This is a genomic window from Nakamurella sp. (assembly GCF_044224575.1).
GTDB lineage: Bacteria > Actinomycetota > Actinomycetes > Mycobacteriales > Nakamurellaceae > Nakamurella.
Window position 1 is genome coordinate 368,502 of record NZ_JBGAKE010000002.1, and the last position, 13,544, is coordinate 382,045.

Annotated in this window: 10 protein-coding genes; 8 read left to right on the forward strand and 2 right to left on the reverse strand. The window is 69.6% G+C overall.

What is annotated here, in order from left to right; all coding sequences use genetic code 11:
* Positions 1–38 precede the first annotated feature (38 nt).
* The 8 genes from ACILSK_RS03880 (at position 39) to ACILSK_RS03915 (ending at position 10,389) form a co-directional block, all read left to right on the forward strand.
* A complete protein-coding gene (locus tag ACILSK_RS03880) occupies positions 39–1,661 on the forward strand; it encodes a 1,3-beta-glucanase (RefSeq protein WP_395725798.1) in 1,623 nt (540 codons plus the stop codon).
* A 108-nt stretch (positions 1,662–1,769) separates the two neighbouring features.
* Positions 1,770–3,314: a deoxyguanosinetriphosphate triphosphohydrolase family protein gene (locus tag ACILSK_RS03885; RefSeq protein ID WP_395725799.1), complete on the forward strand. Its 1,545-nt coding sequence runs from the start codon at positions 1,770–1,772 to the stop codon at positions 3,312–3,314.
* On the forward strand, positions 3,311–4,021 hold the full coding sequence (locus ACILSK_RS03890; RefSeq protein WP_395725800.1) for an acVLRF1 family peptidyl-tRNA hydrolase: 711 nt from the start codon (positions 3,311–3,313) through the stop codon (positions 4,019–4,021). Before ACILSK_RS03885 ends, ACILSK_RS03890 begins: the two co-directional genes overlap by 4 nt.
* A gap of 8 nt (positions 4,022–4,029) precedes the next feature.
* On the forward strand, positions 4,030–6,507 hold the full coding sequence (locus ACILSK_RS03895) for a Tex family protein (protein ID WP_395725801.1): 2,478 nt from the start codon (positions 4,030–4,032) through the stop codon (positions 6,505–6,507).
* A 210-nt stretch (positions 6,508–6,717) separates the two neighbouring features.
* Entirely contained in the window at positions 6,718–8,343 is a 1,626-nt protein-coding gene (locus ACILSK_RS03900) for an ABC-F family ATP-binding cassette domain-containing protein (RefSeq protein WP_395725802.1), read from the forward strand.
* Between the two features lie 285 nt (positions 8,344–8,628).
* Positions 8,629–8,835: a helix-turn-helix domain-containing protein gene (locus tag ACILSK_RS03905; RefSeq protein WP_395725803.1), complete on the forward strand. Its 207-nt coding sequence runs from the start codon at positions 8,629–8,631 to the stop codon at positions 8,833–8,835.
* Positions 8,832–9,674 (forward strand): enoyl-CoA hydratase/isomerase family protein, encoded by an 843-nt coding sequence (locus tag ACILSK_RS03910; protein WP_395725804.1) that lies wholly within the window; start codon positions 8,832–8,834, stop codon positions 9,672–9,674. The genes ACILSK_RS03905 and ACILSK_RS03910 overlap by 4 nt, the downstream gene beginning before the upstream one ends.
* Before the next feature lie 25 nt (positions 9,675–9,699).
* A complete protein-coding gene (locus tag ACILSK_RS03915) occupies positions 9,700–10,389 on the forward strand; it encodes an SDR family NAD(P)-dependent oxidoreductase (protein WP_395725805.1) in 690 nt (229 codons plus the stop codon).
* A gap of 14 nt (positions 10,390–10,403) precedes the next feature.
* On the opposite strand, the gene ACILSK_RS03920 is transcribed toward ACILSK_RS03915, so the two are convergent.
* Positions 10,404–11,723 carry a TRAFs-binding domain-containing protein gene (locus ACILSK_RS03920; protein WP_395725806.1) on the reverse strand — a complete coding sequence of 440 codons (1,320 nt, stop codon included), beginning with the start codon at positions 11,721–11,723 and terminating at the stop codon, positions 10,404–10,406.
* Positions 11,724–11,897: 174 nt separating this feature from the next.
* Complete coding sequence (locus ACILSK_RS03925; RefSeq protein ID WP_395725807.1) at positions 11,898–13,115, reverse strand: toll/interleukin-1 receptor domain-containing protein; 1,218 nt, start codon at positions 13,113–13,115, stop codon at positions 11,898–11,900.
* Positions 13,116–13,544: the final 429 nt, after the last annotated feature.

Consider the following 13,544-nt stretch of genomic DNA (forward strand, 5'->3'; position numbering starts at 1 on the left):
CTGCGGAGTGTTGCAGCATTCCGAGTGGGAGGACATCGATGTCCCTGCGTCCGCCATCCCGCGCGCGCCGAACGGTTTCCGCCCTGGCGACCGTCATCACCGCCGCCGCGCTCGCGATCGCCGGCTCGGTGGTCTCGTCGGGGCCGGCCAGCGCGGCGGATCCCGCCTGGCAGACCGTCTTTCGGGATGACTTCAATGGAACGGGACGGCCCGACCCGAACAAGTGGTTGCTGACCACCGGCACCTCGTACCCGGGCGGGCCGGCCAACTTCGGCACCGGCGAGCTCGAGACGATGACCGACCGGCCGGAGAACGTGGACGTCCGGAACGGCAACCTGTACATCACCCCGCAGCGGGACTCCGCCGGCAACTGGACCTCGGCCCGGGTGGAGTCGGCGGCGTCGACCTTCCGGCCCCCGGCCGGCGGCGTCATGCACGTCGAGAGTCGTTTGCAGATGCCGAATGTCACCGGCACCGAGGCCATGGGCTACTGGCCGGCGTTCTGGATGCTCGGCGGTCCGTACCGGCAGGACCGGTGGTCGTGGCCGGCCATCGGCGAGTTCGACATCATGGAGAACGTCCAGGGGCTGAACTGGACGTACAACGTGTTGCACTGCGGGGTGTGGGCGGGCGGGCCCTGCAACGAGCAGGAGGGCATCAACAACGGCGTGAACAACGCCGGCACGCCCTGCAAGGTCACCACCTGCCAGGCGGGCATGCACACCTACGGGCTGGAATGGGACGACTCCGGACCGGTCGAGCAGCTGCGCTGGTACCTCGACGGTGCCCTGACTTTCACCGTCAACGCCAACCAGGTGCCGGCCGCCACCTGGGCCAGCCTGGCCGACCACGCCGGCTACTTCATCATCCTGAACGTGGCGATGGGTGGGGCGTTCCCGAACAAGCTCGGCGGCGGTCCCACCGCCGGCACCAAGCCCGGCGTCCCGATGGTGGTCGACTACGTCGAGGTGAAGTACGCCAACGGATCCGGGACGCCGCCGACCATCCCGACGACCCCGACGACCTCCACTCCCACGACCTCCACCCCGACGACGTCGACCCCCACGACCTCCACCCCGACCACGTCAACCCCGACCACGTCAACCCCGACCACGTCAACCCCGACCACCGGCGCTCCCGGCGGTTCGGCCGCGCCGTCGAACCTGCGGGTGTCCGGCTCGACGTCCGACAGCCTCACCCTGAGCTGGGACGGGTCGGCCGGCGGTAGCTACGAGGTGCTGCGGTCCGGCATCCGGATCGCCACGGTCACCGGCACCTCCTTCGCCGACCGGGGCCTGCTGCCGAACACGCCGTACGTCTACTCGATCCGCGGCGCCGGGGTGACCACGCCGGAACTGACCAGCCGGCTCGGCGAGGCCACGACGAGTACTCCGACCGCGACGGCCACCTCGACGAACGGCGGGTCCGCGACCGGCGGCCCGGCGAACCTGCGGGTCACCGGCACCACCGGCAGCGCCATCACTCTCGGCTGGGACGGGCCCGCCGCCGCGAGCTACGAGGTGCTGCGGTCGGGGATCCCGATCGCCGCCGTCACCGGCACGTCCTTCACCGACATCGGGCTGTACCCCCACACGCCGTACCTGTACTCGATCCGCGGGAACGGCACGACCACGCCGGAAATCACCGCCCGCATCGGGTAACCCCCGGCGCATCGCGATCGGCTGCCACGCCTCCGCGACCGCACCTGCTGCGGGCCGGTGGCCCACCGGCCCGCAGCCGGGAGCGGCGTCCCGGGTAGGTTCGCCGGTATGGATCCGCGCCTGGCCCGACGCTGCGCGGAGTCCACCGATCCCGCGGACGCGGGCCTGGACGAGGCGACCGAGGGCGCATTCCGCGACGATCTGGAACGAATCCGGTTCTCGCCGTACTTCTCCCGGCTGGCCGCGGTCACCCAGGTGATCTCGCAGGGCGCCGCCGGCCAGGTCGTGCACAACCGGCTCACCCATACCATCAAGGTCACCTCGGTCGCCCGGGCCATCGCGGTAGGCCTGCGCGCCGGGCCGTTCGCCGGCCTGGCCGACGAACTCGGCGGCTGCGACGAGGTCGTGGTGCAGGCCGCGGCCAGCGCGCACGACCTCGGCCACCCGCCGTTCGGCCATCTCGGTGAACGGATCCTGGACCGCATCGCCCGATCCCGGTTCGGCCTGGCCGACGGTTTCGAGGGCAACGCGCAGACGTTCCGCATTCTCACCGAGCTGGACGTGCACGGCGAGTCCGGTGAGGGCCTGAATCTCACCGCGGCGGTGCGGGCCGCCGTGCTCAAGTATCCGTGGGCCCGGCAGCGGTACCCGGACCCGCATCCCAGCGAGCTGGGCCGGCCGCCCCGCGGCGGTGGACCGGGGGAGGAGGGCGGCGGCTCGGCCAAGTACTCCGCCTATGTGCTGGACGTCGGCGAGATGCGCGAAGTCCTGGCCGCCTACCCGAAGATCGGGCCGTTGCGGCAAACGGTCGAATGTTCGGTGATGGACATCGCCGACGACATTGCCTACTCCTTGCACGATCTGGACGACTTTCACCGCGCCGGGGTGCTGCAGCACGCGTCCGTCGCCGCGGAGTTCCGCAGCTGGCTGCGCCGACGGGCGACGCTGACCGACCGCCATCTGTCGGCCCAGGACCGCCGGGCGGGCATCGCCCTCGAGCGGCTCCGCCGCCGCCTGCGGGACCGGGACGAGTGGATCTTCGATGACGAGGCGTTCGCCGTCGCCGTCGGCCGGGTGGCCACCGACCTGCTCGACGGGCTGCTGGCGGTCCCCTTCGATTCGTCCATCGCGGCCGAGCGGGCGATCGGCACCTTCACCCGCAGCTGGATCGCCCACCTGCAGGCCTCGGTCGAGATGAGCGCCGACCCGCCCATCCGGTCCGGACACGTCAGCCTGGGCCGGCAGGCCTGGCACGAGGTGGCCGTCCTCAAGTTCGTGCACCAGCAGTTCGTGCTCGACCGGCCGGACCTGGCGCTGTACCAGCGCGGGCAGGCGCAATCGTTGACCTCGCTGGTGGCCGACCTCGAGTCGTGGCTCACCGACCCGATCGACTCCGGCCGTGCCCCCCGGCGGCTGGTCGACCTGGTGGAGCTGGCCACCGCCGGCTACCGGCGAGTGGCCCGGGAGGAGCCCGAGCTGCTGATCGGACCGACCGGGGAGTCGTTGACCGGCCGGGAGGACATCGTCCGGATCGGCCGCGGCCGCGGCATCATCGACTACGTCGCGTCGTTGACCGACGACCGGGCCGGGGCCGCCGCCCGCACCCTCTCCGGGCTCACCGGCCAGCTGTTCGAGGCCGGGTCCGGGCTGTGACCCGGCGCCGCACGGCGGCCGGCGGCGGCACCGCGGTGGAGGTGCCGCCGGAGCGGCTGGTCGGCTGGATCAACCGGTTCGGCACCCGCAACGGCGGGCTGGCCGAGCTGTCGACCGACGGATCCACCGTGCGGATCCGGGGCGGCGACGGCACTCTCGCCACGATCGAGGTGCCATTCGGGCCCATGGACATCGCCGGCGGCCGATCACCGGCACCGGGCGAATCCGAATCGGGCCCGGGCGGTGAGCGAGACCAACCGGTCGAGGCGCTGCTGGACCACCTGGCGTCGCTCGGTCCGCTCGGGCTGATCCTGGTCCGCGGCGGTGCCCACTCGGTCGGCGTCGCGGTGCATGGTGCTGTCGTCCGGTCGTCCACCGACCGGGCCTACCTGCAGGGGCGCACCGCGGCCGGCGGATGGTCGCAGCAGCGCTTCGCCCGCCGCCGGGGCAACCAGCGGGCCGCGTCGCTCGCCGACGCCGCGGAGACCGCGGCCCGGGTGTTGCTGCCCGAGCAGCTCGCCGGGTTGGTGTCGGGTGGCGATCGGGTCGCGCTCGCCGAAGTGCTGGCCGACCCCCGGCTGGCGCCCTTGGCCGCGCTGCCCACCCGCACGTTCGCCGACGTTCCCGAACCGCGGCGGGCCGTGCTCGACGACGTCGCGACCCGATCGTTGAGCGTGCCGATCATCATCGAGCCCGCGGACCCGTGATATTCCAGATGCCCGAGCGAGCAGCGAGCAGGAGAACCGCAGTGACCGAGTCCGACACCGCCCAGCAGATCATCGCCCGCATCGCCGGTGAACTGAACGCCCAGGCCTGGCAGGTGAAGGCCGCGGTCGACCTGCTCGACGAAGGAGCGACGGTGCCGTTCATCGCCCGGTACCGCAAGGAGGTCACCGGGTCTCTGGACGACGCCCAGCTGCGCGACCTCACCGAGCGCCTGGACTACCTGCGCGAACTCGCGGACCGCAAGAAGGCGGTGCTGGAATCCATTGCCGCGCAGGGCAAACTGACCGACGAACTGGCCGCCTCGATCCGCGACGCGGAGACCAAGGCCCGGGTCGAGGACATCTACCTGCCCTACAAGACCAAGCGGCGGACCAAGGCCCAGATCGCCCGGGAGGCCGGCCTGGAACCGCTGGCCGACGGGCTGCTCGGCGACCCGAGCGTCAACCCACAGGCCGCCGCGGCCGCCTTCGTCGACGCCGGGAAGGGCGTCGCCGATGTCGACGCCGCGCTGGCCGGCGCCCGGGCCATCCTCACCGAGCGGTTCGGGGAGGACGCCGACCTGGTCGGCGAGCTGCGCGAGCTGCTGTGGCGGCGGGGCCGGATGGTCAGCGTCGTGCGGGACGCCAAGCACGCCGACGCCGGCCGGTTCGCCGATTACCACGACTTCTCCGAGCCGCTCGGTTCCCTGCCATCGCACCGCATCCTGGCCCTGTTCCGCGGCGAGCACACCGGGGTGCTGACCGTGACCGTCGACCCCGAGTCCGAACCCGCCGACGGGGTGGTGGCGAGCGAACCGCTGACCGACTACGAGCGGCGGATCGCCGGCGCCTTCGGCGTCGCCGATCGTGGTCGGGCGGCCGACCGGTGGCTGGTCGACACCGTCCGCTGGGCCTGGCGCACCCGGATCTCGGTCTCGCTGGGCATCGACGTCCGAACCCGGCTGCGGCAATCCGCGGAGGCCGACGCCGCCGCCGTGTTCGCCGCCAACCTCAAGGACCTGCTGCTCGCCGCGCCGGCCGGCGGCCGGCCCACCCTGGGCCTGGACCCGGGTTTCCGCACCGGCGTCAAGGTCGCCGTCGTCGACGGCACCGGCAAGGTGCTGGCCATCGACACGATCTACCCGCACCAGCCGGCCAACAAATGGGAGCAGGCCCTCGCGAGCCTGGAGCGGCTGGTCGTGGCGTTCCGGGTGGAACTCGTGGCCATCGGCAACGGCACGGCCTCCCGGGAGACCGACAAGCTGGCCGCTGACCTGGTCACGCGCTGCCCGGGCCTGACCAAGGTGATGGTGTCCGAGGCCGGGGCGTCGGTGTACTCGGCCTCGCCCTACGCGTCGGCGGAACTGCCCGACCTGGACGTGTCGATCCGCGGCGCGGTGTCCATCGCCCGCCGGCTGCAGGACCCGCTGGCCGAGCTGGTGAAGATCGACCCGAAGTCGATCGGCGTCGGCCAATACCAGCACGACATCGCCGAATCGACGCTCACCCGCTCGCTCAACGCCGTCGTCGAGGATTGCGTCAACGCGGTCGGCGTCGAGGTCAACACCGCGTCGGTGCCGCTGCTGTCCCGGGTGTCCGGGGTGACCACCACGCTCGCGGAGAACATCGTCAAGCACCGGGACGTCAACGGGCCGTTCACCTCTCGCCAGGACCTGAAGAATGTGGCCCGCCTCGGGCCCAAGGCCTACGAGCAGTGCGCCGGGTTCCTGCGGATCCGGGGCGGCTCCGACCCGCTGGACTCCTCGGGCGTGCACCCCGAGGCGTACGAGGTGGTCCGGCGCATCCTCGCCCGCACCGGCGGCGACGTGCGCAATCTGGTCGGCAACACCACGGTGCTGCGCACCCTGCGGCCGCAGGAGTTCGTCGACGACACCTTCGGGGTGCCGACCGTCACCGACATCCTGTCCGAATTGGAGAAGCCCGGCCGCGATCCGCGGCCGGCCTTCACCACGGCGACCTTCGCCGACGGGGTGGAGAAGATCGCCGACCTGCGGGTCGGCATGGTGCTGGAGGGAGTGGTCACCAACGTCGCCGCGTTCGGTGCCTTCGTCGACGTCGGCGTGCACCAGGACGGGCTCGTGCACGTCTCGGCAATGTCGCGGACGTTCGTCAGCGACCCCCGGCAGGTCGTGACGTCCGGTCAGGTCGTCAAGGTCAAGGTGATGGCCGTCGACGAGCAACGCAAGCGGATCTCGCTGTCGCTGCGGCTGGACGACGAACCCGGCGCGGCCGCCGGGAAGCCGTCCGGTCCGCGGCAGGGCGGCGGTGATCGGTCGAGCCAGCCGCGCGGCGGGCCGGGCCAACCGCGTCAGGGCGGATCGGCCGGACAGGGCGGAGCGGCCGGACAGGGCGGAGCGGCCGGGCAAGGCGGCCGGGGACAGGGTGGCCGGCCGGGGAACGGCCGTGACCGGTCCGCCGCCGGCGGGTCGATGGCCGATGCCCTCCGCCGGGCCGGGTTCGGCCAGTAACCCCGTCTTACACCCCGCCCGCCGTCGCCCCCCGTCCCCCCGGCCCGCGCGGATCAACGACGCCGGCGCGGCCGAAATCGGCAACTCCGGTCCCACCCGTCACATCCGGGGTGAGTTGATCCGCGCGGTTGTCCCCATCTCCGGGCCGTGGGCGTCCGATGGTGGCCGTCAGGTCCCGGCGGGTCCCGCCGACCGGTAGAATCGACACACGTGATCACCGCGACCGGTCTGGAATTGCGGGCCGGGACTCGGATCCTGCTCGCCGATACGACGCTGCGCGTCCATGCGGGCGACCGCATCGGGCTGGTCGGCCGCAACGGGGCGGGTAAGACCACCTCTTTGCGGGTGCTGGCCGGCGAATCGCTGCCGTACGCCGGCACCGTCACCTCGTCCTCGCCGATCGGTTACCTGCCGCAGGATCCCCGGGAAGGGGATCTCGAGGTCACCGCCAAGAACCGGGTGCTCTCGGCCCGCGGGTTGGACGTGCTGGTGGCCGATCTGGAGAAGGTCCAGATCCGGATGGCCGAGCTCACCGACCCGGACGAACTGGACGCCGCAACCAAGCAGTACGGACGGATCGAGGAGCGGTTCTCGGCCCTCGGCGGGTACGCCGCCGAATCGGAGGCGGCCCGCATCTGCTCCAACCTCGGCCTGCCCGACCGGGTGCTGGAGCAGAAGATGCAGACGCTGTCCGGCGGCCAGCGCCGCCGGGTCGAACTGGCTCGCATCCTGTTCGCGGCACGGGCCGAGGACGGGGCCGGATCAGGCACCATGCTGCTGTTGGACGAGCCGACCAACCATCTGGATGCCGACTCGATCGTCTGGCTGCGCGATTACCTGCGGCTGTTCAACGGCGGCGTCGTGATCATCTCCCACGACGTCGACCTGCTGGCCGCCGTCGTCAACAAGGTCTGGTTCCTGGACGCGGTCCGCGGCGAACTCGACCTGTACAACATGGGCTGGTCCCGTTATCTGGAGGCCCGGTCGACCGATGAGCAGCGCCGCCGCCGGGAGCGGGCCAACGCCGAGAAGAAGGCGTCCGCCCTGATGGCGCAGGCGGCCAAGCTCGGCGCCAAGGCCACCAAGGCGGCCGCCGCCCACCAGATGGTGCGGCGGGCCGAGAAGCTGATGTCCGGCCTGGACGACGTGCGGGTGGCCGACCGGGTGGCCCGGATCCGGTTCCCGCAACCGGCGGCCTGCGGCCGGACCCCGCTGACCGCTCAGAACCTGTCCAAGATCTACGGCTCGCTCGAGGTGTTCACCGGCGTCGACCTGGCCATCGACCGGGGGAGCCGGGTCGTCGTCCTCGGCTTCAACGGGGCCGGTAAGACCACCCTGCTGCGCCTGCTCGGCGGCCGCGAGAAGCCGGACACCGGCGAGGTCGTCCCCGGCCACGGTCTCAAGCTCGGCTACTACGCGCAGGAGCACGAGACCATCGACCCGGACGTGTCCGTCTGGGAGAACACCCGGCACGCCGCCCCCGACGCCGGCGCCCAGGAGCTCCGCAACCTGCTGGGGTCGTTCATGTTCGCCGGTGAGCAGCTCGACCAGCTCGCCGGCACCCTGTCCGGTGGGGAGAAGACCCGGCTCGCGCTGGCCGGCTTGGTGTCCTCCGCCGCCAACGTGTTGCTGCTGGACGAGCCGACCAACAACCTCGACCCGGCCAGCCGGGAACAGGTCCTGGAGGCGCTGCGCTCGTACGCCGGCGCCGTGGTGCTGGTCACCCACGACCCGGGTGCGGTCAGCGCGCTGCAGCCGGAGCGGGTCATCCTGCTGCCGGACGGCACGGAAGACCACTGGTCGCCGGATTACCTGGATCTCGTCGAGTTGGCCTGAGGGCCCGTGCCGGCGGTCACCCGGCACCGGCGGGTGCGGCTCTTCCCCCGCCCGGCGGGTGCGCGGATCGTCGGTCCGTGAGCCGCTCCGGCTCGGTTCCCGGTCGCGGGGGCCTGCCGGGATCGTCCGATTCGGTGTTCGCGTGGCGGGTCGGCGGGTTCTGTTCGATCATGGACCACAGCAACCGCCCGACCGCCGAAATGACCGGGCCTCCAACCGAGGGGTGGCGACGTGGCCACAGAAACGAAGTCAGCAGCGTCAACTGGGTCGAAGACGGCCAAGTCCGTGACGATCAAGAAGGGCGCGCGGATCACCGGCGCCGCCCGGGACAAGCTGGCCGCCGATCTGCGCAAGAAGTACGAGAAGGGCCAGAGCATCCGCGCCCTGGCCGAAGGCACCGGCCGGTCGTACGGCTTCGTGCACCGGCTACTGCTCGACGCGGAGGTGCCGCTGCGAGGCCGGGGCGGCGCCACCCGCACCAAGAAAAAGTGAGCTCGAGCGGCCTGGGAACCGGGACGGTCGCCGGCGTCGATCGCGAAGTGCTCCGTCGCGGTCATGTCGTCCTGCGGATCGACGGCCCGGTAGCCACGGTCTCGTTGGACCGACCGGCCGTGCGCAATGCACAGCTACCCGACACCTGGGTCGCGCTCGCGCATCTGGGTGCGCGGCTGCCCGATGACGTCCGGGTGGTGATCGTGTGTGGCGAGGGCCCGTCGTTCTCCGCGGGTCTGGACCGAACCGCCTTCGCGCCGACGCCGGACTCGTTGCTGGGCACCATCGCCCGGGCGCCCCAGTCTGTCGCGGACGACATGATCGCCGAGTTCCAGTCGGCGTTCACCTGGCTGTCCGACCCGCGATTCGTGTCCATCGCCGCGGTGGCCGGACACGCGGTCGGGGCCGGGTTCCAGCTCGCCCTGGCCTGTGACCTGATCGTGGCGGCCGACGACGCCGAGTTCCGGATGGCCGAGGTCAGCCTGGGCCTGGTGCCCGATCTGAGCGGTACCGGTCGGCTGATCCGTCTGGTCGGGTATCAGCGGGCGTTGGAGATCTGCGCGACGGGCCGGCACGTGCACGCCGACGAGGCGGTGCGGATCGGGCTGGCGCTGTGCAGCGTGCCGCCGGACGAGCTGGACGCCGCGGTCGCCGACCTCGCCGCCGCGCTGGTGGAATCGCCGGCCGATGCGGTCCGAGCGATCAAGGGCCTGCTCGCCGGTGCGTCCGAGCGGACGACCGACGAGCAACTCGCGGCCGAGCGGGCCGCGCAGATCCCGCTGATCGGGCGACTGGCCGCGGCCGCCCAGGCGGCCGGCGATTCCGACGCGGCTCGCTGAGGGCGGGGTGTTCGGGTCCGCGGTAGTGACCGGCGCGGCCGGCGGAATCGGCGCGGCGTTGGCCCGGCGGCTGACCGCCCGCGGAACGTCGGTGGTGCTGGCCGACCTGCCCGGGGCCGCGTTGGCTGAGGTCGCCGCCGACGTCGGTGGGACCGCGGTGCCGACCGATGTGGCCGACCTGGCCGCGGTCCGGTCGCTGGCCGCGGCAGCGCCCGACACCGACCTGGTCTGTCTGAACGCCGGCATCGTCGGGACGCTCGGCGCCCCGTGGGAGGTCCCACCGGCGGATTGGGACGCCGTGTTCGCGGTGAACCTGGGCGGCGTGCTGAACGGTCTGCGGGCGTTCGTGCCGCCGATGCTCGGGTCCGGCCGACCGGGCCACCTGCTGATCACCGCCTCGCTGGCGGGGCTCTGCTCGTTCCCGGGGAACGGGGCGTACGGCCCGTCCAAGCACGCCGTGATCGCCGTCGCCGAGCAGGCGGCGCTGGCCCTGCGGGCCACCGCGATCGGGGTGACCGTGCTGTGCCCGGCGTTGGTGCGCACCGGGATGTCCGAGGTCGGGGCCGACCCGATGGACGTCGCCGACCAGGCGCTGGCCGCGGTCGAGGCGGGGACGTTCCTGGTCACCGACCCGGCGTGGACGTCGGCGGTGACCGGGCGGGCGGCGTCGCTGGTGGCCGGCGAGCAGCCGGCGCCGCCCAGCCCGGACGGCTGAGTGGCCGACCGGATTCATTGCTGGGCCAGCAGCTCCTGCTCCACCTGCGCAGCCCACGGCTCGTCGTCGCCCCGGCGCTCACGGGCCTCGCGGATGAGCCGCAGGTTGTTCGCCGTGGATTCCCGCTCCCACTCCTCGCGAGAAGTCGCCAGCGCGTTGGCCAGCGCCTGGTAGGCGGTCTGCTCGTCCTTGGCCAGCACGGCCAGCTCGAGGCGGGTGGCGAAGTCCCAGTAGTCGGCGTCCGCGGTCGCCAGCCGTCGTTCGACGGCGTAGCGCACGACCGGGAGGACCTGGTGTCGGCGCTCGTCCGGCGGGTCGGCCAGCTCCATCAGGGTCACCGCGTTGATGCCCGGGTAGGCGTCCCGCCAGTCCGCCTCGAACCCGGCGAGGTAGGCGGCGATCGCCCGGTCGAGCAGTCCACGGGCCCGGATCGTCTGACCGGCGCGCTTGGCGCCATCCCACATGTCCTTGTAGACGCGCCCGAGGATGCCGTAGGTCTCGCTGCTCGGACCGCGTTCCTTGATCAGGTCGAGCAGGACGGCTTCCGCTCTGGTCCGCTCGCCGAGCCGGTTCAGTGCCAGGCCCAATTGCTCCTGCACCAGGGCCGTACGGGCCAGTGGGAGGGGCATCCGGTCGGCCAGAGCGACCATCTCGTCGTAACCCTTGACGGCCCGATACGACAGGAACAGGTCGATGATGATCCCGCTCTCCACGTCCTTCGGATTGCCGAGCGCCTCTTCTGCCGCCCGCACCGCCGGCAAACCGTCCGCCCGCGCCTGTGCGAGGCGGTGCTTCCAGGTCGCCGAGTACTGGACCTGATCCCGGAAGACGTCGGTCTTCAATCTCGAGATGTCCGGGAACCCCTCGACAAGTTGGAAGACCGGGCTGTCGACGGCGGCGTTCCGGGCGTCGACCAACCGTTCGGTGATGAGCAGTCCATCGTCAACAGGCTTGGCCGGTACTCCTCTCTGGTCCAAGGTGTAGGACAGGCCGCGGGCGAGGGCAAGGTCGAACGGAAGGAGCGTTCCCCCGGCGAAGATCAGCAGCGTGGTGTGGGGCAGCACCGCATGGCGGACGCCCAGCTCGTAGAACACATTGGCGTTGGCGAAGGTCAGGTCGGCCACGGCATAGGGGCACAGCATCAGCCGCTCGAACATCGGCTTGTGCACGATGCCCCCGGCAAGTTCCTCGTCCGCCCGGATGGGCTCGAGATTGGCGGCCCGTACCGCCGGGGCGATGAGCTGCTGATAGACGTCGTCGAAATTGATCGTGGTACCGCTGGTATCCGCCTTGCGGCCGAAGGGCATCAGCACGAAGCACAACGGAGACTGCACGGGTTCGTCTGTGGTGGACGGATCCATTTCATCTTCTGCTCCAGACAATTTCTGCACCTCTTTCGCTCCGGTCGAGGCAGGCACTTCATATCACCGCTTGCATCGGATGGGAGTCGATATCGAAACTGGTCAATGAAGGTTTGCACTTGAACATGGCATGGCGACGATGCGAGGCTAGATGCGATCCGCAACCACGGTATCGGAATCGTCTGAGCTGATTGCGTGCGGATTCCCTTTGGTGCACTTCACAATTCTTACGAAATCGCGCAGCCCGAATTCACGCGCAATCGAAGTAGCATTGAGGCATAGATAGTTGGCAGCAGCCTCTGTTCCCGTCGGACCCAATCCCGCGCAGATCAACCACTTGCCTGCGATATCGCCATTCTGTGTTACGCGGGCAATTATCCCATAGTCAAACTCGTCGTCGTCGTAGATGTAATCCTTTGAGCGGGCATCAACTCCGACCTTAACGACCTCTTTTCCCGCTTCTCTCTTCGCGACAAAGAGGACACTGCTGTCACCCCTACCATTGTCGGGCGTCTGATAATAGCTCCGAGTGACCAGATTTGTGGTGAGGCCGAAGCAAACCATAGGCGAACCATCTCTGGATCTCAAAGCATCGTCGTCGGGAACGGGCTTGCAATGCGCCCCCTCCTTGCTCAATGCTGCAGCAACGGTGCAAAGGGCACGCAGATCATTCATCGCAGACGGTCTGATGTCGTCGACGTGCTCGCCGCCTGCGCGCTGGCCCGGTTTCGCGAAGCGGGTTGGCGATGATTGGCCGCTACTGCCGTCCATTGAATTGCTGCCGTCATTTTTGGTCGAAATGAAGATAGGAAAGACAAGCGAGATGAGTTCACCCCGTCCGCTATCGCCCAGCAGGTAGCGCAGCGGGCTGGTTTCCGCGAAGGCTCCAGGGACCCCTAGAACGCGCCGATTGACCCTCGCCCAACGCGAACGCACTCTCTTGGCTACTCTCGAATTCTTGGTTCGTGATCCTGTTGCCCTATTTATTACCTTCATCATTCTGTGAAATGATGGACCTGACCACTCGAGGCCCTGGAATTCGGCGAGGGGGCCAGTCAGCTCGCGATTCTCAATCCCTACAAGGAGCGGAATCACTTGGGCACGCTTGAGGCGCTTCGCTATTGCGCCTGCTTCGAAGTTCAGCCACCGGGACCTTAGGTTGGCCGGGGTGACGACAAAAATCCCGATATCGGAGCGATCTAAGTGTTCGGCGATGGCAATATTCCACCTAGAGCCCACCCCTGTGTACCTGTCCGCCATGAAAATGGTCGCCTTAGGCACGATCTCGCGTATTGACCGCTTCAGGATGCGAGCAATGCCTCGACTCTGCTCGCCAGACCAACTGATGAAGACTTCGGTCGCCATTCGGTCATCTTACCGGGTAAGGACCCTCTCGTCGCAACTCCTTTCTGACGGATGAAGCCTGGTTGCTGTCGCGGTGCCGCTGAGATTGCTGTCGACATCCGTCTTGCGTACCGATAGTGGTCAACTTGAAGAACTTGGTGTTTCCTTAGGATTTGCACGGATGTGCTCATCCCTCTGATCGGGACGTAGATCCGGTCGGGAGTAGTAGCATAGCCGATGCCAGCAGGCAAGAACGGTGTCCCTCCTGGCAATACTTTGGACCCAACTTGACCTGAGTCTAGGCTGGGAGTGACAGGCTGTTGATGGTCGACAGTTGTGCTTCTGCCCGGAGAGGGGGTACAAGTGATCGGATCGTTCGTTCGGCCCGACGCTAAGGATGAGTCAAACCTTAGCCGTCTGACGGCGGCACATGAGCTGGCCTCGTGCCTG

Excerpts from the sequence above, each read along its gene's own strand:
- ACILSK_RS03925 (WP_395725807.1), bottom strand. The coding sequence starts at position 13,115 with ATGGCGACCGAAGTCTTCATCAGTTGGTCTGGCGAGCAGAGTCGAGGC.
- ACILSK_RS03885 (WP_395725799.1), top strand. The coding sequence starts at position 1,770 with ATGGATCCGCGCCTGGCCCGACGCTGCGCGGAGTCCACCGATCCCGCG.
- ACILSK_RS03880 (WP_395725798.1), top strand. The coding sequence starts at position 39 with ATGTCCCTGCGTCCGCCATCCCGCGCGCGCCGAACGGTTTCCGCCCTG.
- ACILSK_RS03895 (WP_395725801.1), top strand. The coding sequence starts at position 4,030 with ATGCCCGAGCGAGCAGCGAGCAGGAGAACCGCAGTGACCGAGTCCGAC.